The sequence below is a fragment of the Marseilla massiliensis genome, assembly GCF_016899955.1.
GTDB classification, from domain to species: Bacteria; Bacteroidota; Bacteroidia; order Bacteroidales; family Bacteroidaceae; genus Prevotella; species Prevotella intestinigallinarum.
Genome location: NZ_JACJJL010000014.1, coordinates 26,659 through 52,099 on the forward strand (window position 1 = coordinate 26,659; position 25,441 = coordinate 52,099).

Annotated in this window: 18 protein-coding genes; 12 read left to right on the forward strand and 6 right to left on the reverse strand. The window is 54.6% G+C overall.

The window, feature by feature from the left end:
- The first annotated feature begins 85 nt into the window (after positions 1-85).
- The 5 genes from pheS to H6B30_RS09265 all read left to right on the forward strand — a co-directional run bounded on the left by pheS (position 86) and on the right by H6B30_RS09265 (position 4,841).
- The gene (gene pheS / locus H6B30_RS09245; RefSeq protein ID WP_205109860.1) at positions 86-1,123 is read left to right on the forward strand and encodes a phenylalanine--tRNA ligase subunit alpha; all 1,038 of its coding nucleotides are present in this window, start codon (positions 86-88) and stop codon (positions 1,121-1,123) included.
- Between the two features lie 97 nt (positions 1,124-1,220).
- Positions 1,221-2,474 (forward strand): MFS transporter, encoded by a 1,254-nt coding sequence (locus H6B30_RS09250; protein WP_205109861.1) that lies wholly within the window; start codon positions 1,221-1,223, stop codon positions 2,472-2,474.
- Between the two features lie 9 nt (positions 2,475-2,483).
- Positions 2,484-2,927, forward strand: a complete 444-nt coding sequence (locus H6B30_RS09255) for a (deoxy)nucleoside triphosphate pyrophosphohydrolase (protein WP_239483827.1) — start codon at positions 2,484-2,486, stop codon at positions 2,925-2,927.
- A 548-nt stretch (positions 2,928-3,475) separates the two neighbouring features.
- Positions 3,476-4,150: a tRNA (guanosine(37)-N1)-methyltransferase TrmD gene (gene trmD, locus H6B30_RS09260; RefSeq protein WP_205109863.1), complete on the forward strand. Its 675-nt coding sequence runs from the start codon at positions 3,476-3,478 to the stop codon at positions 4,148-4,150.
- Positions 4,151-4,280: 130 nt separating this feature from the next.
- A complete protein-coding gene (locus H6B30_RS09265) occupies positions 4,281-4,841 on the forward strand; it encodes a DUF805 domain-containing protein (RefSeq protein ID WP_205109865.1) in 561 nt (186 codons plus the stop codon).
- 3 nt (positions 4,842-4,844) lie between these two features.
- Here H6B30_RS09265 and H6B30_RS09270 read toward each other — a convergent pair whose 3' ends face one another.
- On the reverse strand, positions 4,845-5,693 hold the full coding sequence (locus tag H6B30_RS09270) for a patatin-like phospholipase family protein (RefSeq protein WP_205109867.1): 849 nt from the start codon (positions 5,691-5,693) through the stop codon (positions 4,845-4,847).
- Between the two features lie 111 nt (positions 5,694-5,804).
- Here H6B30_RS09270 and H6B30_RS09275 point away from each other — a divergent pair, with 111 nt between their 5' ends.
- The 3 genes from H6B30_RS09275 to H6B30_RS09285 all read left to right on the forward strand — a co-directional run bounded on the left by H6B30_RS09275 (position 5,805) and on the right by H6B30_RS09285 (position 11,095).
- Positions 5,805-7,196, forward strand: a complete 1,392-nt coding sequence (locus H6B30_RS09275; protein ID WP_205109869.1) for an aminopeptidase P family protein — start codon at positions 5,805-5,807, stop codon at positions 7,194-7,196.
- Positions 7,197-7,246: 50 nt separating this feature from the next.
- Complete coding sequence (locus H6B30_RS09280; RefSeq protein WP_205109871.1) at positions 7,247-8,449, forward strand: C1 family peptidase; 1,203 nt, start codon at positions 7,247-7,249, stop codon at positions 8,447-8,449.
- An 804-nt stretch (positions 8,450-9,253) separates the two neighbouring features.
- A complete protein-coding gene (locus H6B30_RS09285; RefSeq protein WP_205109873.1) occupies positions 9,254-11,095 on the forward strand; it encodes a rhamnogalacturonan lyase family protein in 1,842 nt (613 codons plus the stop codon).
- A 141-nt stretch (positions 11,096-11,236) separates the two neighbouring features.
- Here the strand turns inward: H6B30_RS09285 and ilvC are convergent, their stop codons facing one another.
- The 5 genes from ilvC to ilvD form a co-directional block, all read right to left on the reverse strand.
- Complete coding sequence (ilvC, locus tag H6B30_RS09290) at positions 11,237-12,286, reverse strand: ketol-acid reductoisomerase (protein ID WP_205109875.1); 1,050 nt, start codon at positions 12,284-12,286, stop codon at positions 11,237-11,239.
- Positions 12,287-12,403: 117 nt separating this feature from the next.
- Positions 12,404-13,165, reverse strand: a complete 762-nt coding sequence (locus H6B30_RS09295) for an acyl-[acyl-carrier-protein] thioesterase (protein ID WP_205109877.1) — start codon at positions 13,163-13,165, stop codon at positions 12,404-12,406.
- Between the two features lie 163 nt (positions 13,166-13,328).
- Positions 13,329-13,892 (reverse strand): acetolactate synthase small subunit, encoded by a 564-nt coding sequence (ilvN, locus tag H6B30_RS09300; protein WP_205109879.1) that lies wholly within the window; start codon positions 13,890-13,892, stop codon positions 13,329-13,331.
- 6 nt (positions 13,893-13,898) lie between these two features.
- A complete protein-coding gene (gene ilvB, locus H6B30_RS09305) occupies positions 13,899-15,611 on the reverse strand; it encodes a biosynthetic-type acetolactate synthase large subunit (RefSeq protein WP_205109881.1) in 1,713 nt (570 codons plus the stop codon).
- Positions 15,612-15,803: 192 nt separating this feature from the next.
- A complete protein-coding gene (ilvD, locus tag H6B30_RS09310; RefSeq protein WP_205109883.1) occupies positions 15,804-17,609 on the reverse strand; it encodes a dihydroxy-acid dehydratase in 1,806 nt (601 codons plus the stop codon).
- A 968-nt stretch (positions 17,610-18,577) separates the two neighbouring features.
- On the opposite strand from ilvD, the gene H6B30_RS09315 reads away from it, so the two are divergent.
- The 4 genes from H6B30_RS09315 to H6B30_RS09330 all read left to right on the forward strand — a co-directional run bounded on the left by H6B30_RS09315 (position 18,578) and on the right by H6B30_RS09330 (position 25,433).
- A complete protein-coding gene (locus H6B30_RS09315) occupies positions 18,578-20,470 on the forward strand; it encodes a TlpA family protein disulfide reductase (protein ID WP_205109885.1) in 1,893 nt (630 codons plus the stop codon).
- Positions 20,471-20,480: 10 nt separating this feature from the next.
- Positions 20,481-20,702: a hypothetical protein gene (locus H6B30_RS09320; RefSeq protein ID WP_205109887.1), complete on the forward strand. Its 222-nt coding sequence runs from the start codon at positions 20,481-20,483 to the stop codon at positions 20,700-20,702.
- Positions 20,699-22,801 carry a TlpA family protein disulfide reductase gene (locus H6B30_RS09325; RefSeq protein ID WP_205109889.1) on the forward strand — a complete coding sequence of 701 codons (2,103 nt, stop codon included), beginning with the start codon at positions 20,699-20,701 and terminating at the stop codon, positions 22,799-22,801. The genes H6B30_RS09320 and H6B30_RS09325 overlap by 4 nt, the downstream gene beginning before the upstream one ends.
- Before the next feature lie 220 nt (positions 22,802-23,021).
- Positions 23,022-25,433 (forward strand): glycoside hydrolase family 2 TIM barrel-domain containing protein, encoded by a 2,412-nt coding sequence (locus tag H6B30_RS09330; RefSeq protein ID WP_205109891.1) that lies wholly within the window; start codon positions 23,022-23,024, stop codon positions 25,431-25,433.
- The last annotated feature ends 8 nt before the right edge of the window (positions 25,434-25,441 follow it).

Here is a 25,441-nt window from a genome sequence, read left to right on the forward strand (position 1 = left end):
CTGATGTTGGCCACGCTACGGCCGGGCCATACCAGCCTTAAGCCATGGCTCACAAAGCAAAGCCAAGTGACAAACATATACCATCATGATACTTGAAAAGATTGAGCAACTTCTAAACGAAGTGAAAGGCATCAGCGCCAGCAACGCTGGCGAAATAGAAGCACTGAGGCTGAAATACCTCAGCAAGAAAGGCGAAATCAATGCCTTAATGGCAGACTTCCGCAATGTGCCCGCCGACCAGAAGAAGGAAGTGGGCATGAAACTTAACGAACTCAAGCAAACAGCCACTGAGCGCATCAACGCCCTCAAAGAGCAGTTCAGCCAGGAAGACGGCCTGAACGACGACGTAGACCTGACGCGCTCGCCCTATCCGATAAGCCTCGGCACACGCCATCCGCTTACAATCGTGACCAACGAGATTATCGACATATTCTCGCGAATGGGTTTCATCCTGGCCGACGGGCCCGAAGTGGAGGACGACCTGCACGTGTTCACCAAGATGAACTTTGCCGCCGACCACCCCGCTCGCGACATGCAAGACACCTTTTTCGTTGAGCAGAACCCCAACGACGTAACGAAAAACATCATACTGCGAAGCCACACGAGCTCTGTGCAGGCACGTGTGATGGAGACCACCGAGCCCCCCATACGCGTGATATGCCCCGGGCGTGTTTACCGGAACGAGGCCATCACCGCCCGCGCCCACTGTTTCTTCCATCAGGTAGAAGGACTTTACATCGACAAAAACGTTTCCTTCACCGACCTCAAGCAAGTGTTGCTGACGTTTGCGCGCGAGATGTTCGGGGCAGACACAAAGATACGCCTGCGCCCAAGCTACTTCCCGTTCACCGAGCCAAGCGCCGAGATGGACATATCGTGCCACATCTGCGGCGGCAAGGGATGCGGATTCTGCAAGCACACGGGATGGGTCGAGATACTCGGATGCGGAATGGTAGACCCCAACGTGCTGGAACAGTGCGGCATCGACAGCAAGGTGTACAGCGGATACGCCTTCGGCATGGGAGTGGAGCGCGTCACCAACCTGAAATATCAGGTGAGCGACCTGCGCATGTTCTCTGAGAACGACGTGCGATTCCTCAAAGAATTCGAATCGGCAAACTAAATTGCCGACACACAAACGGGAGCGATGCGGAAGGCATGCCGGCAGTGCAGCCTTGCGTGTCGCTCCCGATTGTTTTACACAACAAACAGACCAAGGCATGAAACGAGACAAACTGTTCACCCGAAGCTATATATGCATCCTTGCAGCCAACTTCCTGCTGTTCTTCGGTTTCTGGCTGCTCATACCTATACTGCCCTTCTACCTCCAGGAGAATTACCACTGCCCGGAAGCCATGCTCGGCCTCATTTTGAGCTGCTATACGGTGAGCGGGCTGTGCATACGCCCCTTCTCAGGCTTCCTGATGGACAAGTTCCCGCGCAAGCCGATATACATACTGTGCTATTTCACGTGTGTCTGCATGTTCCTGGGCTACATGCTGGCAGCCACCCTGGCGTGGTTCGTCTTGCTCCGAGCACTCCATGGTGTGGCGTTTGGCAGCGTCACCGTAGGCGGCAACACGCTCTGCGTCGACATAATGCCAAGCAGCAGGCGCGGCGAAGGGCTGGGATACTACGGCCTGACCAACAACACGGCCATGGCCCTGGGCCCAATGACGGGCCTGTTCATGCACAGCCACATCAGCTACACGGGCATTTTCCTCACAGCCATGATAGTAAGCTTGTGCGGACTGATGTGCGCATGCGCCGTCAAGGCACGCATGCCGGAGTCTATGCGCAAGCGCATGGAGGCTGAGAAATCGGGCGCCCCCTTGCCCGAAAGCATGTCGGCACCAAAGAGAAAGGTGTCGCTCGACCGCTTCATACTGCTGAAAGGCATACCCGTGAGCATATCGTTGCTGCTGCTGTCGATACCTTACGGCGCCACAACCAACTTTGTTGCCATGTATGCCGGCGAGATACACATAACTGCCCCGAGCGGTTTCTTCTTCACGCTCATGGCCATCGGCATGGGCGTGTCGCGCCTGTTTGCCGGCCGGCTGGTCGACAAAGGCTACATAACGCAGTGCATCCACTACGGATACTACCCTGTGATAGTGGCTTTCTTCTGCCTCGGCTCGTGCCGGTTCATGGCCATGGCCGACATGCCCCTGGCCACGGCAGTGTTCTTCACCGTGCCGGTGATGCTCGGCATTGGCTTCGGCGTGATGTTCCCGGCCATGAACTCGCTATACGTCAACCTGGCCCCAAACAACCAGAGGGCCACTGCCACGAGCACATACCTCACCGCATGGGACGTAGGCATAGGCATCGGCATACTGTCGAGCGGATTCATCGCACATGCGTTCACGTTCTACATGGTCTACCTTTCGGGGGCTGTGCTATGCGTGATATCCATGGTTTTCTTCGTGAAAAAGGTAACACCCCACTACAACATGAACAAACTTAGATAAACAACCGCTATGAAAAGGGCAACAGAAATGAAGCACTCGCGCGTGGTGGCTGCCGTGGTGAAGCGCGGCGACCGCTACCTCTGTATGAGAAGGTGCAGGAGCAAGTATGCATACATATCTGAGAAATGGGAGTTTCCGGGCGGGAAGGTTGAGCCGGACGAATCAGACCGCGATGCGCTGAGGCGCGAAATAAAGGAGGAAATGGATTGGGACGTTTGCGCAGGCGAGGCCTTGGCAACGGTTGAATACTCTTATCCCGACTTCAGTCTCACCCTGGTTGCCTACTTGTGTGAGGCCCCGGCCGACGACTCTTTCAAACTGCTTGAGCACACAGACTACTGCTGGCTGAAAGCCGACGAGATGCTGTCGCTCGACTGGACGGCTGCCGACGCCGAACTGATAAGGCTGGCATGGCCTGAAGTGGCGGCAGAGAGGCATGGCCAAAAGGCATGAAAATTAATTACAACAAGCCTCGTGAGAATCGCGTATTTGCCGATGCGGACAATGCCGGCGGCAAATACGCGATTCTCATTTGAAACAGACAACACGCTGATTTGCTTATCATTACACGCCGGGCGGGCCACATCGGCATCGCCAGTAGATGGATTCACTCTCACCATACGGCCCATTTCACCCCACCAAAGGGCACAAACAGCGATGCGAAAAGGGCCTTTTGACAACACAAAACAGCACATACCGCCCGGCCAAACGGCCCTTTCGGCTGCCAATCCACCGCCAAAGGCGTCTACGACCGTGGCCGAAACAGCCCTCACAACCATACTTACTGCCATTACGGCGCTATAGCGGAACATCACGGCGAGGCCTTTTCCGACCAAAAAGATTTACGCCGTAATCACCCATCCACCGGCCTGCCGCAACTCAGCCTAACGCCCTGCGGCCTACGACAACGCGCCTTCGACAATCAGCAGAGCATCGTTGTTTTTTATTTTATTAACCATAATAACCTCTACATTTTAACAAAATTCAGTAATTTTGTAGCCATGAGAATAGACATTATCACCGTATTGCCCGAGATGCTCGAGGGCTTTGTCAACGAATCGATACTGGCACGGGCCCAGAAAAAAGGCCTTGCCGAAATACACCTCCACAACCTTCGCGACTATACCACCGACAAATGGCGCCGCGTGGACGACTATCCCTATGGCGGCTTCGCCGGAATGGTGATGCAGTGCGAGCCAATCGACCGGGCCATCTCAGCCCTGAAGGCCGAGCGTAACTACGACGAAGTGATATTCACCTCGCCCGACGGCGAGCAGTTCAACCAGCACGTGGCCAACGACTTGTCGATGCTGGAGAACATAATCATACTCTGCGGCCACTACAAAGGCATAGACCAGCGTGTGCGCGACCACCTGATAACGCGCGAGATAAGCATCGGCGACTATGTGCTCACGGGCGGCGAACTGGCCGCGGCGGTCATGGCCGACGCCATCGTGCGCGTGGTGCCGGGGGTGATCGGCGACGAGCAGAGCGCCCTGTCCGACTGTTTCCAAGACGATATGCTCTCTGCACCCATCTACACACGGCCGGCCGACTACAAGGGATGGAAGGTGCCCGACATTCTGTTGAGCGGAAACGAGGCCAAGATAAAGGAATGGGAGATGGACCAGGCAATGGAACGGACACGCCGCCTGCGCCCCGACCTTCTCAAATAAAGCCGGCACAGCATGGCGACAGCATACGCAAAGAAAACCTAAAAACGGCTTTGCCGATGTGGGCAAAAGGGCTTGCCACGACTGCAAAAGCCAGAATCAAGACCAAAGCCCTGACCAAAACCATACTTACATGAATGGAATAACGTATCTGCCACAACTCACGCTCACTGAGGCATTGGAGGAGGCATGGAGCAAAATTGTACAAGTAAAAGGTCGCTCACGCCGGTCTGAATTCTGGTGGACATACCTTATACTGGCAATTATCAAGATGATATGCATGTTTATCCCCATTATCGGCAGCATAATACCATTGGCGATAAACGCCGCCACGATACCGCTCGTATTCAGAAGGCTGCACGACACCGGCCGCAGCGGATGGTGGTTGGGTGGCTACATCATCCTGAGTGTCATCTTCGTTATCGTATTCCTGTCATGGCTTTACTACATGATACAAGGCAACGACTTCACCACAGCCGTGCAAGACTCCGAGTTTGCCACCCTGCTATTGAGGACACTACTCAACCCCACGCTAATCACAATCGGCGCGCTCATGTTCGCATACGGAATAATAATGCTCATATTCCTCTGCCAAGACAGCCAGATTCACGACAACAAATACGGCCCGTCGCCCAAATACAAGGTAGAAGAGCCGGAAGAAAACATACCGGAATACGTTCCCGAATGGAAGTAAGACTCAGGCAAACTCCCGTTCGCAGAACTCCTCACCCAACCGGAAGCCTTCTTCATAGAGGGCTTCCAGTTTTTTAATATCCTTCTCTATACGTCCCACCTCCATGGGTCTCTGCGGGCGTATGCACACGATGGAGCCCTCGTCTTCCATCCTCTCCACCATCTCCAACTGTGCGTTGTATGCCTCGATGCGGTGGCTCAAAGCCACACGCAGGCGGGGATAGTTGCGGTAGATGAACCTCGGTATCTTGCGGTCGCGCCCGTTGTTGCGGAAGCCCCGGTTGCGCGTGGCCACCACCACGTTCTTCCTGAAGCCCATATCCACTGCCCTCATCACCGGAATGCTGTCTATTATGCCCCCGTCGAGCATCGGCACACCGTCAACATCCACTATCTTGCTCACATAAGGCAGGCTGCTGCTCGCCCTGACGATGTCGATCAGCCTCTTGCGGTCGCCGGAACGCTCGCTCAGATATTCCGACTTGCCGGTCAGGCAGTTGGTCGTCACCATTTCAAACGTGGCCGGATTGCTGAAATAAGTGTCATAATCGTAAGGCACAATCTCATTGGGAAAACGCTCGTAAAGCAGTTCCGGGTCAAAGATGCTGCCCTGGGTGAACAGGTGGCGCAGCCCTATGTAATCGTACTTGGCAAGCATGTCTATGTTTGAAATGCGCGCCCGACGGGGCTGTCGGCTCATGTACGACAAGCCGTTGCACGCCCCTGCCGAAACAGCCACAACGTAATTGAAATACAACTCGTGCTTCATAAAAGCATCAAGCACACCACTGGTAAAGACACCCCTCATGCCTCCACCCTCAAGTACAAGCCCCGTATTCCTAATGATTTGCATAGATATGTTTACCTTAAATACAATTTTTTATGCAAAGATACTTCTTTTCTATAAATAATTGTGTACCTTTGCATTAATAATGCAATACAAACAACAAAATTAAACAAAGCTATGTTTGGCAAAGAAACTTACATTAGGCGCCGAGCCGAGCTTAAAAAGCTGGTCGGAAATGGTGTGATTCTATTGTTTGGCAACAATGAAGCACCCGCCAACTACCCTGCCAACGCCTATTCACCTTTCAGGCAAGACTCATCGTTTCTTTACTTCTTCGGGCAACACCGAGACGGACTTGTCGGCGTAATCGACGTTGACAACGACACGGAGACTCTCATTGGCGATGACATTGACATTGAGGACATCGTGTGGTTTGGCTCCGTCGATAGTGTAAGCAACTTGGCCTCGCAAGTCGGGGTTGCCAAATCCGGCCCCATGAAGGAGCTGAAAAGCATTTGCAACGAGGCACTACGGCTGCACAGGAAAGTGCATTTCCTGCCACCATACCGCTTCGACACCATGATACAAATAATGGACCTGCTCGGCACCCACCCCAGTCAGCAGAGGGAAGCAGCATCGTTGGAGCTCATCAAGGCTGTCGTCAAGATGCGCTCAACGAAAGAAGCCCAAGAGGTGGAAGCCATAGAGCGGGCATGCGAAGTGGGCTACCAGATGCACACCAAGGCCATGCTCACGGCCAAGCCCGGCGTTACCGAACGGTTCGTTGGCGGCATAGTGGACGGCACGGCCAGGTCGCTGGCATCCAAGGTGAGCTTCGCAACCATCTTCAGCCAGCACGGCGAGATAATGCACGGATGCCCTTCGGCAGCGCCGCTCGAAGCCGGACGCCTCGCGCTATGCGACGCCGGATGCGAGCTCGACGACTATTGCTCTGACCACACGCGCACATATCCCGTGACCGGCAAGTTCACCCAACGGCAGCTCGACATATACAAGATTGTGGAAGAGTGCCACGATTACGCGCTCAAGGTGGCAAGGCCCGGGGTCAGATGGTATGATGTGCACATGGACATCTGCCGCCTCATGACCGAAAGGCTCAAGGAATTAGGGCTCATGAAGGGCGACACCGAAGAGGCAGTAAGGGCCGGTGCCCACGCCATGTTCCTGCCCCACGGCCTCGGCCACATGATGGGCATGGACGTACACGACATGGAGGGGCTCGGACAACAGTACGTTGGCTTCGACGAAGAGACGCAACCCTCGACGCAATTTGGCACCAACTGCCTGCGGCTAGGCCGCCGCCTGGAAGAGAACTTTGTCGTGACAGACGAGCCCGGCATCTATTTCATACCCGCGTTGATAGACGACTGGCGCTCGAAAGGCCATTGCGAGGAATACCTCAACTTCGAACTGCTCGACACTTACAAGGATTTCGGAGGCATACGAATAGAAGACGACCTGCTCATAACCAAGGACGGATGCCGCTTCCTGGGCAAGAACAGGATACCATACCATCCTGCCGATGTAGAAGAGTTCATGGCAAAGTGAAGCCACAAGTGACAGACAGACCAGAAATTAAATCACAACATCAACATCACATGAAGCATTTATTGACCTTAGCGCTTGCTGCCGTGGTTGTAGCGGGCGCACACGCAGAGGAAAAGAAAGACTCTGTGAACAAGAACAAACCGGTGTTCACCGTTGTTAAAGAGAACAAAATAACCAGTATCAAGGACCAAAGCCGCAGCGGCACGTGCTGGGCTTACTCCACGCTGTCGTTCTTCGAGAGCGAGATTCTGAGGAATACAGGCAAGACATACGACCTGTGCGAGAACTTCGTGGCAAGCAAGACTTACATGGACAGGGCCATCGCCGCTGTCAGAATGCACGGAGACATATCGTTCTCACAGGGCGGTTCGTCGTATGACCCGCTCTACTGCGCCATCAACTACGGCCTCTGCCCCGAGAACGCAATGCCCGCCCCGGGCACGCCACAGGGCGATTCGCTCAACAACTTCAACGAGTTTTTCAGCGTAATGACCCCTTACGTTGAAGGAATTGCCAAGAGCAACGCCAAGAAACTGACCCCGGCGTGGAAGAAGGGACTGCAAGGCATACTCGATGCTTACCTTGGCGAATGCCCGAAAGAGTTTACTTACGAGGGCAAAAAGTACACACCGCAGTCGTTCGCGCAGAGTCTCGGCCTCAATTGGGACGACTATGTAAGCATTAGCAGCTTCACACACCACCCCTTCTGGAAGACTTTCGTGGTAGAGGTGCAGGACAACTGGCGCTGGAAGCCCAGCTACAACGTACCGATGGACGACATGATGCGCATCATTGACAACGCAATCAACGAAGGATACACCATCATGTGGGGTGGCGACGTGTCGGAAGACGGATTCACACGCAAGGGCCTCGGCATTGCTTACGACACAAAGAAAGTGCAAAACATGGCCGGCAGCGACGCTGCAAGATGGCTTAAGCTGACCACGGCACAGAAGAACGAGAAGTTCGACTCGCTCGGTGTAAACGCCCCCGAGATTGTTCCGACACAGGAAATGCGCCAGCAGGCTTACGACAACTGGGAGACCACCGACGACCACGGCATGCACATCTACGGCATTGCAAAGGACCAGAACGGCAAGGAATACTATATGGTGAAAAACTCTTGGGGAGAATTCGGCGACTACAAAGGCACATGGTACATGACCAAGGCATTTGTTGCCTACAAGACCATGGACTTCATGGTAAACAAGAACGCCATACCTAAAGACATACGCAAGAAGCTCGGAATCTGAAACGATGCCGTGCAATGATGCACAAGCCCCGCAACGATGCACCAACGCTCGTTGCGGGGCTTTTCGTTTTGCCGGCAGCAGCATGCAAGATGGCGGCCCACCAATGGCGTGAGGCCATGCCGGCTGGCTGACAGAACTTACCGGCAAGGGCATAACACAGCCCAATGACTGGCAGACATTGGCATAAAGCATTGGCATAGCGCCAACACGGCAGGCAAATCGAGGCATCATGGCCTACGTCCGAAGCACTTCGGGCTACCGTACAGCAAGGTTCTGCTGGCAACATGCAACACTGCCGGCATACACATCGTGTAAAACAATATCCAGACATTAGCGACGCCCAGCAACACCCTGGCCGGCAGCGGGTTACAAAACGGCCTGTTTTACATTGCAAAACGGGGCATGTCACACCACCAAACGGCCCGTTTTCAAATGCAGTACAGGCCGTATGGGCGCCACGAACACAATATCCGGAAGCGCAACTAACATATTGTAAAAAAACATTATCAAAGGAAACACACGGGCATCATCACTACCATAAGCAATGATTCTGAAAGAAAATAATGGCAGACTGGTGTATTTTTAATTTAAAACCTGACTGACTGATAGAATTATTCACTATCTTTGCACAAGCAAAAGCTACAATCGGGAATGCTCAAGCAAACTTGCAATCCGCCCGCTTGCGCCATATTTACATCGGTAAACGAAACACACCTATGCACTGCGTGAATGGTACAAAAGCACAAGCAGGAGACGGGCCAAGAAAGAAACTCAACCTGAAACAAAACAAAAACAAAAGAATCGATGGACAAAAGACTTTTTTCTCTGCTGCTGATGGGGTGTGCCGCATGCGCAACTTACGCACAAGACCCACGCGAGAGTCATTATTACTACGAAGTGCTCGACCCTCGCCATGAAGCGAAACCATTAACCGAAGGCTTCGCAACAGAACGCGTCACTGAACATCTGAACCGCGGGCTAACCGCCACACCGGCGACTGACGGCAAAAGCGTCTACCTGAGCTGGCGCCTGCTCGACACCGACGCCCCCACAGTGGCCTTCAATGTATACCGCGAATCATCAGGCAAGACAAAGCGGCTCAACCGAAAGCCCATCACTAAGACATGTGATTTCACCGACAAGTCGCCTGCAGGCGAAGCCACTTACTGGGTGGAGGCCACCGACAGCGAAGGCACCACAAACGGCAAAGCCACATCAAACCGCGTAAAGGCGAGCGCCAACGGAATGAAACAATACACCTCGATACCTATTGCCGACGGCGAGACACCTGGCAAACTGGCCATAGCCGACTTGGACGGAGACGGCACATACGACTTCATTGTGCGCACGCCAAATTCAAACGTCGACCCGGGAATGCCCGGCGACAAGACCGGAAAGACATACCGCATATCGGCATACCTCAGCACCGGGCGCCACCTGTGGACAATCGACCTTGGGCAGGGCATCGAGCCGGGGGTGTGGTATTCGCCCTTCGTGGCATTCGACTTCAATGGCGACGGAAAGGCCGAGGTGGCTTTCAAAAGCGCCGGCGATGACTATGTAAAGAACGAACAAGGGCGCGTGTGTGGCGGCAGCGAATACCTGACCGTGGTAGACGGCATGACCGGCAAGACCATCGACCGCGTTGACTGGCCTGAGCGCAACGACAGGTATGGCAACCTTGTGCGGCAAAACCGCAACCAAATGGGAGTTGCCTACCTCGACGGCAAGACGCCGTTTCTGTTGGCTGCACGCGGCACATACAAGCTAATGGTGGTCGACGCGTGGATGCTCAAAGACGGAAAGCTCGTGCGCGCCTGGCGCTGGGACGGCGATGAGGAGAACCCCGTGATAAGAAGCATGGGGGCACACAGCATGGTTTCCGGCGATGTCGATGCCGACGGGCGCGACGAGATACTGCTCGGCTCGTGCATGCTCGACGACAATGGCACGGCACTGTGGTCGTCGGGACTCGGCCATAGCGACAAGGCATATCTCTGCCGGCTGCGCGCCGACCTACCCCTGCAGGTCTACATGGTGAGCGAACCGAAGAAAGAAGACGGACGCGGGGTGTCGGTTGTCGACGCCGCCACAGGCAAGCTGCAATGGGGCATCGGCCAAACCACTTACCACGTGGGCAATGGCATGGTAGTAGATTTCGACCCGGGCCACCCCGGACTGGAATGCATTGCATCAGAAGACCGTAAGGGCGGCAGCACCGACAAATACCTGCTCACGGCCGACGGCAAGCGGATAGATGTGCCGCAGGGCGACATTCCCGGTTGCAGCAACTGGATATGGTGGGACGGCGACTTGCTTCGCGAAACCATGAGATACAGGCCGAAGGCCGTCAACGCCGCAGGCCCGCGGCGCAGGAGAATGGAGATGGGTGTTTGCAAATGGCAGGGCGAGACACTGACCGACGGGATAGAAGGCGGTGTGATTGCCGTGGCCGACATCGAAGGCGACTGGCGCGAAGAACTGATAACCGCCATGCCGGGCGAGCTACGCATCTACCATACAAACATACCGGCCAAAGACCGACGTGTGACATTGATGCAAGACAGGATTTACCGCAGCTACATTGCCCACGCGAGCATGGGATACCCACAAGCCCCGGTGCCATCTTTCTATCTCGGCGAATGACAGGCTGGCCGGCTGTCGCGATGCATCAGCCTGGCATGCATGCACAATAAAGAGGCTCGTTCCGCGTGGAAACAACCACAAGGAACGAGCCTTCATAGTTTATTCACAACAGTGCCGCAAGACAAGTCACGGCACCTAACATCAACATTCGCCGTTTTCTGGGCGCAACTTGCGCACAGTCTCGGCCGCACGCCACATCTCCATGTTGCGCATTGCCTCAAGTTCTTTGTTCAATCCGTCACGGTAGTCGGGCTTCGAATTGCTGTCGATAGATATCTGAGCCTCGTTTCCGGTCTTCACGGAATAGTAAAGCCACTGCATCACAGGCTTGATGGCATCGCGGAACCGTGGCGCCCAGTCGAGCGCACCACGCTGGGCCGTGGTCGAACAATTGGCATACATCCAGTCCATTCCTTTCTGTGCAAACAGTGGCATAAGGCTCTGTGTAAGCTCTTCGACGGTCTCGTTAAATGCTTCCGAAGGCGAATGGCCGTTCTCACGGAGCACCTCATACTGCGCCTCGAGCAACCCCTCGATGGCTCCCATCAGCGAACCGCGCTCGCCGGTAAGGTCGCTCGTGGCCTCGCGCTGGAACGTGGTCTTGAACAGATAGCCCGCCCCGATGCCTATGCCGAAGGCTATCGTCTTCTCCTCGGCCTTGCCGCTGGCATCCTGATAGACAGCGTATGAGCAGTTGAGTCCGCGCCCTTCGAGGAACATTGTGCGCAAAGAGGTGCCCGAACCCTTGGGGGCCACCATTATGACATCGATGTCTGACGGAGGAACAACACCCGTACGGTCGTTCCAAGTAATGGCAAAGCCATGAGAATAATAGAGGGTCTTGCCGGCCGTAAGGTATTTCTTGATTGTTGGCCACACCTGTATCTGGCCTGCGTCTGAAAGCAGCATGCATATGATAGTGCCTTTCTCTGCAGCTTCCTCGATAGAGAATAGCGTCTGACCCGGAACCCATCCGTCGGCAACAGCCTTGTCGTAGGTCTTGCCTTCACGCTGTCCAACAATGACGTTGAATCCATTGTCACGCAAGTTGCATGCCTGTCCGGGGCCCTGGATGCCGTAGCCGATGACGGCTATTGTCTCGTCCTTCAATACTTCACGTGCCTTCTCCAACGAAAATTCCTTGTTTGTGACAACCGTTTCGATAACGCCACCAAAATTCATTTCTGCCATAGTATAAAACGTTTTTGTGCGCAGCTCATCATAAGCCGCTGGTTATTATGATTTGATATATTGCTTATCTTTGGTCTGCAAAAGTATAAAATTAAAACGAAACCACCAAGAATAGTTTCATATATTTATAAATTTAACTTTGCTTCTGCATACTTCGACATCACCCGAGGCGTCGGCCGGTGATTTCACGATGCGCACGCAAAACTCACCTTCTGCTGTTTCCTCGCGGTAAAACGACAGTTTGTCGCCCCCGTGGCTTTCCGCCACGTATGCTATCTCGAAGCGTTTCAGCCTGTGGGTTCTGTGCCATTCTATGTCAAACAGGTCTAAAACGTGCTCTATGTACTTCACCGAGTTGACGTGACCGTTTACGTCTACGTCGCTGTAACCGGTATCGATGGTTCGCACAATCGACGCATCGGCAGACATCTTGACGCGTGAACTCTTTTCGATGGGGCACTCCTTGCCTGTCTCTATCCATCCTTTTATCGCCCCGTCGTGTATCGCCAGTATGTCCTGGGGCTGCCTTGTGTCTGTGTCTATCATAGCCCAAACGCTGCGGCCATAGCCAAACACGCGCCCGTCTTCGCCCACAACGCGGAAGTTTCTGTTCGTAAAATACTTCATGGCACCCTCAACCCAGGTCTCAACGAAGAACTTGGTGTACTGCACCGGCATCTCCTCCATCTCCACGGCAAGGCGCGATAGCACCCACGTCTTGTGTATTGGGTTGAGGTAAGTCATGCCGAAGCCACGTTCAGTTGAATGGAAATCCGCTGCATTCAGCATGTGATTGCCAAGGTGAGACATAAAAAGGCGGTGCGAAAAGTCACAATGGAACGGCTCCGCCAAAAAGAGATACTTGCCTATTTTATCCATATCAATATAGTCAATGTTGTATAATCATGTCATTGTAATAATCGAGCTGTGCCGTGGCCGCCCCACCCCAGCGCCACCGTTGCAGCCACCCCACCCGCTGACAGCTACGTGCTGCCCGTGGCGTAAAGGGCCTCATCAACCGTCAACAGCGCCGGGCCGGACGTCAGGCCCCGGCATTGTTGCCGGCCCCACGCCTCAGTTCACGCTCCTCGAGGTATGTGCTCACCTCCTCCTGGGTGCTGCGTGTCACGGCGATGCGCCCCGAGCGGGTGTACTGCAACACACACCCGAAATCGTTGAGGGCGTGAAACAAGCTCATGATGTCTTCGGTCATGCCGTTCAACATCACAATAACGTAAGTAGGATTCACCTCGGCTATGTTTGCCCCATGCTTGCGTATGGTGCGCGAAACGTCCGGGTTTCCGAGCACGGTATCCGTAGACAGCTTGTACAAACCGGTCTCCCTGATAAACAACTCGTCGTCGGTGTAGTACTTAGCCTTTACTACATCAATCTTCTTTTCTATCTGTTTGGTTATCTTCTCTATCTGATCTTGGTCGCTCCATGCGGTTATCGTGTACTTATGCAGGCCCTCAATGCTCGATGCCGAGACGTTAAGGCTCTCTATGTTCACCTGCCTTCGCGTGAAGACGGCCGTTATCTGGTTAAGTATACCGGCAATGTTTTCGGAGTAGACCAGCAATGTATACAGTTTCTTTCCTTCCATATCTAATCATTTTATTTCCAACAACATCTCGTCAACACTCTTTCCCGGAGGCGTCATCGGCAGCACGTTGTCTTCTTCCTTTATTGCGCATTCAAGCAGATATGGGCCAGGCGTGGCAAGCATCCTGGCCACCTCGCCGTCCAATGCGGCCCTGTCTGTCACCAGCGAATATGCTATGCCGTAAGCATCGGCCACTTTTTCGTATACAGGGTTGAGCATCTTGGTGAACGACCTCTTCCCTTCGAAGAACATATCCTGCCACTGCCGCACGTTGCCAAGGTAATTGTTGTTCATCAATATCATCTTCACCGGCACCCGATTCTCCATGATCGTGCCCAGTTCCTGTATGCTCATCTGGAACCCTCCGTCGCCAGTGAACACACAAACGGTGCGTTCCGGTGCCCCGAAAGCAGCCCCCACGGCAGCCGGCAGCCCGAATCCCATGGTGCCGAGTCCGCCGCTCGTAACAATGGAGCGCTTACGGTTGTACCGGAAATACCGGCTTGCAAACATCTGGTTCTGCCCAACGTCGGTCACCAGCACGGCATCGCCGCCCGTAGCCTCGGCCACCGCGTTGACCACTTCGCCCATGAGCAGAGGGCCGTCAGCCGGGTGTATTGCCTTGCTTATCACCTTCTCATACTCCATGTCGTAGAGTCGGTCGAACGACTCGCGCCATGCGTGGTGGTCGTTTTTCTTGAGCAATCTCGTTATGGCAGGCAGTGTGACCTTGCAGTCGCCTATCACAGCCACGTCGGTCTTGACACATTTGTCTATTTCCGAGCGGTCGATGTCGAGGTGAATCACCTTTGCCTGCCTAGCATAAGTAGACGTCAGTCCTGTCACCCTGTCGCTAAAGCGCATGCCAATGGCAATAAGCACATCACACTCCTGCTCTTTCACGTTTGGCGCATAGTTGCCGTGCATGCCAAGCATGCCCACATTGAGCGGATGGCCCGTGGGCAACGCCGACAAGCCGAGCAGCGTACGGGCTGCCGGTATGCCCGCTTTCTCGATAAACTCAAGCAGTTCGTTATGGGCGTTGCCCAGCTCTACGCCCTGCCCCACCAATGCCAACGGTCGCTCGGCAGCATTGATCAGTGCAGCCGCCTCGGCTATGGCGTGTTCGTCGGGCGTTGGGTAAGGCACATAGCTTCTCACAAAATCCACGTGCGCCGGCTTCCATTCGGCCATGTCAACCTGTGCATTCTTTGGGAAGTCGAGCACCACCGGGCCGGGCCGTCCCGACCGTGCGATATAGAAAGCGCGGCTCACTGCCCACGCAATGTCTTCCGGACGCCTTATCTGATAGCTCCATTTTGATATTGGCTGCGCCAGTCCCACGAGGTCAACCTCCTGGAAAGCATCGGTGCCGAGGGCCGCAATGCTCACCTGTCCGGCAATTACCACCATCGGTGTTGAGTCGAGCATGGCGTCAGCCACGCCGGTGAGCGTATTGGTTGCGCCCGGACCGCTTGTCACTATGCACACCCCTACTTCGCCGCTCACCCTGGCAAAGCCTTCGGCGGCATGCGTTGCAGCCTGTTCGTGGCGCACCAGGATATGGTCGAATGCCTTGTTCTCTCCTCGTGTGTAATCATAGAGCACGTCGAACACTGGCATGATAGACCCTCCGGGATAACCAAAGATGGTCTTCACGCCCTCTTCCCTGAGCGCCCTAATCATTATTTCCGCACCTGATATAATTTCGTTTTGCATAATCCTTTTATTTAGAAATCAGACAAAGAAAACAGCCGTTGGCTGCCTGTTGAAGCCACGACGGCCATGCGCCCGGCCGGTTCTGCCCAATAATGGCAATGCGCCCGGCCACAGCCACGGCGCATCACTCACTGCTGCACGGCCCAGGCCAACAGCCACTGTCGCCCAGCCATGAACCGGCCACTGCCGTTTTCAATCTTCGATAATCCTCACTCCGCCCTTGTCGGCCGAGCTGACGCTCTGCGCATAAGCCTTCAGGGCCTTCGACACCGTGCGCCGGCGCGTCATGGGGCGCTGCGGCCTTGCGGCCAGCTCTGCCTCGGTCAGCCTTACGTTGATGCTTCGGTTGGGTATGTCGATGTCGATGATGTCGCCGTCTACAATCTTGCCGATGTTGCCGCCGGCGGCAGCCTCGGGCGAGATATGGCCTATGCTGAGGCCGCTGGTGCCGCCCGAGAAGCGCCCGTCGGTAATGAGCGCACACTCAGTGCCGAGGTGCATGCTCTTGATATACGACGTTGGATAGAGCATTTCCTGCATGCCCGGGCCGCCCTTGGGCCCTTCGTGGGTGATGACCACGCAGTCGCCGCTCTTCACCCGTCCACCGAGTATTCCCTCGCAGGCATCTTCCTGTGAGTCGAACACGCGGGCCGGGCCCGAGAACCGCCATATCTTCTCGTCGACGCCGGCGGTCTTCACCACGCAGCCATCCTGCGCGATATTGCCGAAAAGCACTGCCAGTCCGCCGTCCTTTGTATATGCATGCTCTATGTCGCGAATGCAACCGCAGGCCCGGTCGGCATCCAACGACTCCCAGCGGGCGTCCTGGCTGCCCATGACCGTAGAGAACCTGTGCCCCGGGGCGCTGCCGTAGATGCGCTCTGCCTCGGCGTCGGGCGTGCCGTTGGTGATGTCGTAACGTTTCATCTGCTCGCCAAGGGTGTGTCTGTCAACGCGGTTTACATTGCCGTCTATCAGTCCTCCCTTAGCCAGTTCGTTCATTATGCCGAGTATGCCGCCCGCGCGGCCACACTCCTGGACGCTGTATTTCTGGGTGTTGGGCGCCAACTTGCAAAGGCAAGGCACTCGGCGGCTAAGCTCGTCGATGTCGGTCATGGTGAAGTCGGCGCCGGCCTCTTGCGCCACGGCCAGCAGATGGAGCACTGTGTTGGTGCTTCCGCCCATGGCTATGTCGAGCGACATGGCATTGAGGAATGCCTGGCGCGTGGCTATGTTGCGCGGCAACACGCTCTCGTCGCCATCCTCGTAGTATGCCATGGCGTTTTTTACAACCTGCCGGGCGGCGTCGCGGAACAGCTGAATCCTGTTTTTATGGGTGGCCAGTATGGTGCCGTTGCCGGGCAGGGCCAGTCCGATGGCCTCGGTGAGCGAGTTCATTGAGTTGGCGGTGAACATGCCCGAGCAACTGCCGCAGCCCGGACAGGCGCAACCCTCAAGCTCGGCCACCTCATCGTCGCTAACCGACGGGTCGGCGCCTTTCACCATTGCCGTTATCAGGTCGGCATTCTCGCCGCGCCAGCGCCCGGCCTCCATGGGGCCGCCCGAACAGAACACGGTGGGTATGTTGAGCCTCATCGCAGCCATGAGCATGCCCGGCGTCACCTTGTCGCAGTTGGAGATGCAAATCATCGCATCCGCTTTATGGGCGTTGACCATATACTCCACTGAATCGGCTATGATGTCGCGGCTGGGCAATGAGTACAGCATGCCGTCGTGGCCCATGGCTATCCCGTCGTCGATGGCTATCGTGTTGAACTCGGCGGCGTAGCATCCCATGGACTCAATCTCGCTTTTTACTATCTGGCCTATCTCGTGCAAATGCGTATGACCGGGCACAAACTGCGTGAATGAGTTGACTATGGCTATGATGGGACGCCCGAACTGCTCGCGCTTCATGCCCGAAGCCACCCACAGGGCACGCGCGCCGGCCATGCGGCGACCCTCGGTACACACTGCGCTTCTCAACTTATGCTTCATATTTCGTGTATGTTTTTAATTTCTACCGTAGTTTGATGCAAAGTTAGCCTTTTATATTTTAATATGCAAAAAAATATTCAATTAAATGCCATATTACTGCAAATTTATAACCATATACCGCATATTGATAACAAAATGCAATCATACTACATCTTCTAATATATAAAATAAGAGAAGGGGAAAGTAAGTATTAAGTATTAAGAATTAAGGAGGAAGATTCAAGGGAATGGGAAGACAATGGGGCAAAAGAAGAACATTCAAGAATTAAAAATTATGAGTTAAAAATTAAAGCACGGGGAAACGACGTTGGCAAGTTCGCTCGGCCGGATGGATGAGGGCAAGCATGCAGGGGGATGAACCGGAAACTTAAGACTACGTATCGTGAGTGCTACATTTTTCTGAATGCATGACAAAACAAATCGGGCAAACAGACTGGAAACCATGGCCGGAGAGGCGACGGCAACCACCGAAAAGAGCAAAACCGCAGTGGAATCTTTATGAAACGGCATGTTCGGCATTGCAATACGTGCCATACTGCATTGCTTAACCACAGGTCTTGAACTGTCATCCGGCTTGTTCTGCATGCCTGAATGCGACAAATCGTTGAGTTTACATCCATGTTTCGACCAACAACAAAATCCGCATCTGGACTTGTCGGCACTCAAAGCTAAGCATTACAACTGATTTACAGGAACTTACATTTATGCGGCCAATACTCGCGCATTTGCGGCGAAACAAAGCCGCCAATACATAAACGTTGCTCACGCAGGCGTTAATACTGCCCCAGGCATACCGCATTAGGGGTGGGCTATGCCCAAAAAAAACTCATCATCAGACGTGGATTTTATGATAAAAGAAGTATATTTGCAAAATCAAAAGCAAACAACAAAAACATGGTAACCACGCCAACACACAACGACGAGGCACCTAAAGCGAACCAATAGCGCGCAACTTAAAACAAACAAACAATGAAATCAAACAACTTCTACAAGACAATGGCCGTGGCGGCGGCCGCTCTCTGCACACTCTCAGCTATGGCAAAGAGGCCACGGGTGATAGATAACCCTGAGTGCATGGCAAACAGCACCGACAACACACTTACCGTGACGCGCATCGAACTGAGCGACACGGCCACCGTGGTTTCGTTTCACGCCAAATACAAACCGGGCTGGTGGATTCGCCTGTCGCGCTCTACGGTACTGGTAGACGACGCGGGGCGGCGGTATGCCACGCGCTGCGGAATAGGCATCGGGCTAAGCAAGAGGTTCACGATGCCCAAGTCTGGCGAGGCCGACTTCAAGGTTTCGTTCAATCCGCTGCCTCTGTCCACACGCTACATCGACATGATAGAGGGGCCTAACGACTATAAGATATGGGGCATACACGAGCGGGGAGAGAAGCCGCTGGGCAAGGATGCCACTGCCATAACGCCCGACACCGCCCTGCAGATTGCCGACGAGGCTGCTTTTTTCCGCCGCGGCACGGGCGTTGTGCGCGGCCGCTTCGCCGGCAAGCACCCCACCATAATAAACCACTACGGCTACAACGCCATCATGCACACGGAGACACCGAAGGTGTTTGAAGTGGCCTACGACGGCACGTTTACGGCCACGCTGCCGGTAGAATGCCCAACGCTCGACTATCTGAACAATGACAACAGCAAATACTACTTCTACCTCTGCGCTGGCGACACCATCGACGTGACCATCAACGAGGACAACACCGTGAGCTATGCCGACGGCACGCGCCACCAGAGGCTGCTCACTCTGCTGTCAAACTACAGCCCCGACATGTCGCTCGACTACCACCACATGAATACATTGGCCGACTCGCTGACCTTTGCCGACTATTCTAAAGCCATCGTAAGCGGCACGGAGCAACGGATGGCCTTTGCCAACTACCTGATTGGCAAATACGGCCTCGACACGGAAGAGGCTCACCTGCTACGCACGATTACGCGCATGAGGTGCTGCATGTTCATATCTTGGTTTAAGGAGAACGACACGGACACCACCGCCACAAGCAACATGAACCCGGCCAACTATGCCTTCATGCGCCACATGGGGCTGGAAGATCTCACCTGTTTCTCGCTGCCCTTTGAACTCTATTTCCTGCAAAACCGTTACGAATACTGCAAACCAATAGCATACAAACGCATCCCGGGAAAACCCGCCAACAGGCTGGAATGGGCAGACGACAGCAGGCGCATGGCCATAGATGAAGCCATATTCGGTCTCGGCCACCCATCGAAGCTGCTCCAACTAATATGGCTCAACGAGGAATATTACACAAGGGCGGTGTATGACAAAGACCCGGAGCGAGGCTCAACGCTCATAGACAGCCGCAGGCAACTGCTCGTTTCGCCATTTCTTAGGGAGCGGCTCGACAGTCTGCAGCGCCGGCTGGACAGTAGGGCCAAGGCCACATACGCCCTGCCCAATGGCCGCGCCGCCGACGCGTTCAACGCTATCGTGAAGCCATATCGAGGCAAAACGGTCATTGTAGACTTCTGGGCCACCACGTGCGGGCCGTGCGTTGCCGAGATAGAAGCATCCCGGAGGCTTCGCGACTCCATAGCGGCCATGCCCGGCGTAGAGCTGGTGTTCATCACCAACGAGCGCCAGACATCAGACAAGTCTTACAAGGAGTTCACTGCAAAATACCTGAACGGCGAAGAATCTTACCGCATACCATACGACGACTGGCTACGGTTCATGGCACTGTTCAAGTTCAACGGCATACCACACAAGGAAATAGTGACCCCCGACGGACTCATAGCCAACATGGAGCCGCCACAATTATATCACGGGGAGTATGCCCTGCGGGAAATCAAGAGAATGGCACGCGAACTCAGGAAATGAACACGCCGGGATGCAGGCGGATGGCTTTTCCGCCTCCATCGACCTATTTCCTGAAAAGGAACTCGACCGCGTGGGCGATTCGGTCTATACGGCCCAGGTGGAGAAGATGATACGCACCGACGCCCGGCTGCAGGAAATCATCAGCAGGAAACTGCTCGACTATTTGCTTGCACCCGACAATGACAATGCCAAAAACAACATGACAACAACCAGAAACGACACGGAACAATGAAAGCAAAGATCTGCATGACAATGGCACTGGCCTCCGTTTGCACCATGGGCGCAGCCCAGACACAACGCGCCATCGACGACATAGACAAGGAAATAGCAAGGCTTGAACGCTCGGACGAACTGCAGACGCGCCGGACCGACAACGCCAATGCTTTCTTCAATGCCAAGCTCTATAACCAGCAAAAGGCCGGCAACCGCCAGGCTCCGCACATTCAAGACTGCAAAACGCTTTATTTTAAATATCTTTACGAAGTGGGCGACACTGCTGCCGCCCCATTGTTGCCGAAGTGCATAGGGCGCCTGGAACGGGCATTGAAACGAAATGCCGGCCTTGCGTCGCAGGCGTTGACTCACGATGCCGACCCTTCGGGCATCAACTCGCGTGAGATCGATGGATTGACCTACGCCTACTCCGACAGCATTGGCGGGGTGACGGCATATTCATATCCGCTCGACAATCTGTGCAACTATGCCACAATGACTTTCTGCGGCAGCGACAGTGTGCGCACCAACTATATGTTTGCCTGGAAACCGCAGCTATTCACAGACATGGAGTCGAGGCGTTTCTGCACCATCGACGGCTATATTGCCAAACTGACCGGAAAAGACTGGCAGGCAAACAGCTATATCGACTTCAACGAAAGCGGCTCGGAACAAAAGGTATACGACGTGGATGAAACAGAGAGGATAGACACCATGACCGGCGACATAGCCGTAAGCCAGGTGAAGATGCTGGCAGAGAAGTTCCGAAAAAGCATGGCCAAAGGCAACTACAAGCAGTGTGATGCCATAGCGTTCGTGATGAGGAGGCTCGCCGAAAAGTTTGACGGCACGCTTACAACCGAACAATATGACTCGATAAAGCGAAATGTTTGGTCGATGGAAGAAACCGGCAACAGTCAGAGGGACAAGGCTCTTATGAGAACAGTGTCGGCCTTCAGAAGGAAAACGGAGCAAAAAACGGAGAAGCCATACAGGTCGCAAAGCTCTGACCTCGCAATGTCAACGCGCTCAAGGCTTGGCAAAAGGTTATGCCCGCCGGAAGTGTTTATGGTTGTCTCCGAGTTCATGGGATACCCGCAAATGTGCAATGATGAACCCACAATCGCCGTCAGAATCATCGGAACTGCGGCAGATGAGGACTCAAAGATATTCGTCGGCGGATTGGCACCCGACAAGACTTTCGCCGTGCCAACCGATAAGCGGGGGTTCCGTTTCTGCAAGGACAGGGTGAGAAACTCGCTCGTCTGCATCACCGACGGCAGCAATACTTACTATGCCTTTGCCGACACCGTGACGATAAACGTAGACATGAGGCGCGGCATAACATCTGCCTCTGAGACCAACATGAAACTGATGGCGGTGCAAGACTCGCTGAAAGCATTCGACACCGAGGCCATAAAATACTCCACAACCATCGACGGCAGGTTGACAGTGACCGACAGTGCGGGCTTTGCCCGACTGATGCGGCGGCTCGACAATTATGTAATGGCAACAATAAAGGCCAACAGCGACAATGCCGTACACCTGTTCCTGCTGTACAATTATTATTTCAGGATGAGCCAAGACGAGCTGGCACTCTATGTAGATTCGACCGGGCGCTACGCATCAAACCTGCTTATGCAGCCGGCAGCGAAATACTTTAATGACAACGAAAAGCTGAAACCCGGCACAAAACTGGCCGACACTGAATGCTGGGACACCGACGGCAACAAACGCAACACGGCTGAATTTCGCGGCGACGGGTATACTTTGCTTTACCTGTACTATCCACAAAACAGGGACGGACGGCGCGGAGCCGAAATCGTCAGGCAGCTTTACGACCGCTATGGCGGCAAGGGCCTGAACATAGTGTGCCATGCCTTCACGTTCGGGTTCAATGGCGACATATGGCGGTGGTACATAAGACGCAACGGCATGGAGCGCTTGACCAACATCTTCGGGGGCAACTTTGCGGCTCTGAACCACGTGAACGCAATGCCGACTGCGATAATATTAGACAACAAAGGGCGCATAGTTGACAGCTGCCACTACGGCCCCGGAATGGTGGAAAAGGTGAACCGGATTATGGAAAACCGCCCAACGGCCCAACGGCCATGACCTAATGCCGTTGCGCAAGCCGTGCCCCGCCACTGCCGCTACCATGGCATTGGCGGCCACCTGGGCCCACCATGGCCTGCAGCCACAAGGCTGCGGGCTCGCCCGCAACCCATTTTCGACTGCCACCACCATTATGAAAGCTTTTTCACACACACAATACCGAAGGTTAGATTTTTATTAGTAACTTTGCAAAATAGAACATTCTAATAATCAAAACATAATGAGAGACAAGATTCTGACCATTGCGCTGGCCGTGGCAACAGCCGCCGTAGCGCAGACGCGGAGGGAGATTACGCTGACCGATGGATGGCAGTTCTCACGCGACAAGGCCGAGTGGCAAACCGTTAGCGTGCCCCACGACTGGGCCATCAGCGGCCCGTTCGACAAGAAATGGGACTTGCAGACGGTGGCAATTGAGCAAAACAACGAGAAGGTGGCAACGGAGAAGTCGGGCCGGTCGGGCGCGCTGCCGTGGATTGGCGAAGGCCATTACAAGCGCACACTGGCCATACCCGAGGGCTACAGCAAGGCCGAGCTGGTGTTCGACGGGGCGATGGCCGAGCCGACAGTGACCATCAACGGACAGAAAGCCGGCTTTTGGCCGTATGGATATAATGCGTTCAAGATTGACATAACGCCATACATCAAGGCCGGCGACAACCAGATGGAGGTCGACCTGAACAACCTTGAGGAGAGCAGCCGATGGTATCCCGGGGGTGGAATCTACCGTCCTGTCACACTGATACTGACCGGCAAGGAGCGGATTGCCACCTGGGCAACGTTCGCAAGGACTGCCAAGATAGACGGAAAGAAGGCATACATAGACGTAGACACAAAGGTTGAAGGCATCGACGCCACCGACAAGGCCGGGGTGGAGATAACACTTTACGACCGCAAAGGCTACGTGGCAGCTGCAAGCAGATGCGACATCGAGGCCGACGGAACGGTGAAGACCCAGCTGGACGTGGACAAACCGGAGCTGTGGTCGCCCGAATCGCCATACCTCTACAAGCTCACCACGCGCCTGTATAAAGGCAACAGGCTGATGGACGAGCAGACAATGAACTTCGGTATACGCACCGTGAGCGTCACAAAGGAAGGCGGATTCCAACTCAACGGGCAGACACGGAAAATAAAGGGAGTGTGCCTGCACCACGACTTGGGCCCGCTCGGTGCCGCAATAAACAAGGCCGCGCTGATAAGACAGATAAAAATGATGAAGGAAATGGGCTGCGACGCAATACGTACGGCACACAACATGCCTTCGACAATGCAGATGGACGTGTGCGACTCGCTCGGGATGATGGTCATGGCCGAGAGCTTCGACATGTGGAAATACCCCAAATGCAAGAATGGCTACTGCCGCTTCTTCGACGAATGGGCCGAGAAAGACATTACCAACCTTATCCTCAACCATCGCAACCACCCGTCTATCATAATGTGGAGCATTGGCAACGAAATACCCGAACAGGGCATGAGGGGAGGTGCCGAGACGGCCAAGAGGTTGCAGGACCTGTGCCACAAACTCGACCCCACGCGCACGGTGACGCAGGGAATGGACCGTGTGGACAACGCAATGAAGACTGGTTTCGCCGGGGTGATGGACGTTCCGGGATTCAACTACCGCCTTCACAAGTATGAAAAAGGACTGAAAGAGTTGCCGCAGGGCTTCCTGCTCGGCTCGGAGACGGCGTCGACGGTAAGCTCGCGGGGCGTCTACAAGTTCCCCGTTGACATTGCCGCAGGAAAGAAGTACGCCGACGGGCAATGCTCGGGCTACGACGTTGAGCACTGCTCATGGAGCAACCTGCCCGACGACGACTGGCGTTGGCAAGACGATTATGACCAAGTCATCGGCGAGTTTGTGTGGACAGGATACGACTATCTGGGCGAACCTACGCCCTATGACGAGTATTGGCCCAGCCGCAGCAGCTACTTCGGGATATGCGACTTGGCCGGACTGCCCAAAGACCGTTACTATCTCTACCGCAGCAAATGGAACAAGGAGGAGCACACAACGCATCTGCTGCCCCACTGGACGTGGCCCGGCCGCGAGGGAAAAGTTACGCCGGTATACTGCTACACCGACGGCGTTGAGGGCGAACTGTTTGTCAACGGCAAGAGCCAGGGGCGCATTAGGAAGAACAAGGAAGGCCGCCTTGACCGCTACCGCCTGCGCTGGAACAACGTGAAATATGAGCCGGGAGAAATCAAAGTCGTCACTTACGACGCCAACGGAAACAAAATAGGAGAGCAAAGCCGACGTACCGCCGGAAAGCCGGCGCAGCTATTGCTGAGCGCCGAATGCCAGACGGCAAGCCAAACGCCAACACTCAAGGCAGACGGAGAAGACATGGCATTCGTCACTGTCACCATGGCTGACAAGGAGGGGACGCCATGTCCGACGTCCGACAGCCAACTGACGTTCACCGTCGAAGGCGATGGCGTGTTCCAGGCAGCCTGCAATGGCGACGCAACATCGCTCGAGCCGTTCACCAAACCGCAGATGAAGCTCTTCAACGGACAGCTGGTGGTCATCGTGCGCAGCACAAAACAGGCCGGGAAATTGACACTTACAGTGACCGACAAGAAGCATAACATAACCAAATCGATAGACATCAAGACTATCTGACGGCAATG

Bases quoted from the DNA above. Each gene is read 5' to 3' on its own strand.
- pheS (WP_205109860.1), top strand. From the start codon at position 86: ATGATACTTGAAAAGATTGAGCAACTTCTAAACGAAGTGAAAGGCATC.
- H6B30_RS09250 (WP_205109861.1), top strand. From the start codon at position 1,221: ATGAAACGAGACAAACTGTTCACCCGAAGCTATATATGCATCCTTGCA.
- H6B30_RS09255 (WP_239483827.1), top strand. From the start codon at position 2,484: ATGAAAAGGGCAACAGAAATGAAGCACTCGCGCGTGGTGGCTGCCGTG.
- trmD (WP_205109863.1), top strand. From the start codon at position 3,476: ATGAGAATAGACATTATCACCGTATTGCCCGAGATGCTCGAGGGCTTT.
- H6B30_RS09265 (WP_205109865.1), top strand. From the start codon at position 4,281: ATGAATGGAATAACGTATCTGCCACAACTCACGCTCACTGAGGCATTG.
- H6B30_RS09270 (WP_205109867.1), bottom strand. From the start codon at position 5,693: ATGCAAATCATTAGGAATACGGGGCTTGTACTTGAGGGTGGAGGCATG.
- H6B30_RS09275 (WP_205109869.1), top strand. From the start codon at position 5,805: ATGTTTGGCAAAGAAACTTACATTAGGCGCCGAGCCGAGCTTAAAAAG.
- H6B30_RS09280 (WP_205109871.1), top strand. From the start codon at position 7,247: ATGAAGCATTTATTGACCTTAGCGCTTGCTGCCGTGGTTGTAGCGGGC.
- H6B30_RS09285 (WP_205109873.1), top strand. From the start codon at position 9,254: ATGGACAAAAGACTTTTTTCTCTGCTGCTGATGGGGTGTGCCGCATGC.
- ilvC (WP_205109875.1), bottom strand. From the start codon at position 12,286: ATGGCAGAAATGAATTTTGGTGGCGTTATCGAAACGGTTGTCACAAAC.
- H6B30_RS09295 (WP_205109877.1), bottom strand. From the start codon at position 13,165: ATGGATAAAATAGGCAAGTATCTCTTTTTGGCGGAGCCGTTCCATTGT.
- ilvN (WP_205109879.1), bottom strand. From the start codon at position 13,892: ATGGAAGGAAAGAAACTGTATACATTGCTGGTCTACTCCGAAAACATT.
- ilvB (WP_205109881.1), bottom strand. From the start codon at position 15,611: ATGCAAAACGAAATTATATCAGGTGCGGAAATAATGATTAGGGCGCTC.
- ilvD (WP_205109883.1), bottom strand. From the start codon at position 17,609: ATGAAGCATAAGTTGAGAAGCGCAGTGTGTACCGAGGGTCGCCGCATG.
- H6B30_RS09315 (WP_205109885.1), top strand. From the start codon at position 18,578: ATGAAATCAAACAACTTCTACAAGACAATGGCCGTGGCGGCGGCCGCT.
- H6B30_RS09320 (WP_205109887.1), top strand. From the start codon at position 20,481: ATGCAGGCGGATGGCTTTTCCGCCTCCATCGACCTATTTCCTGAAAAG.
- H6B30_RS09325 (WP_205109889.1), top strand. From the start codon at position 20,699: ATGAAAGCAAAGATCTGCATGACAATGGCACTGGCCTCCGTTTGCACC.
- H6B30_RS09330 (WP_205109891.1), top strand. From the start codon at position 23,022: ATGAGAGACAAGATTCTGACCATTGCGCTGGCCGTGGCAACAGCCGCC.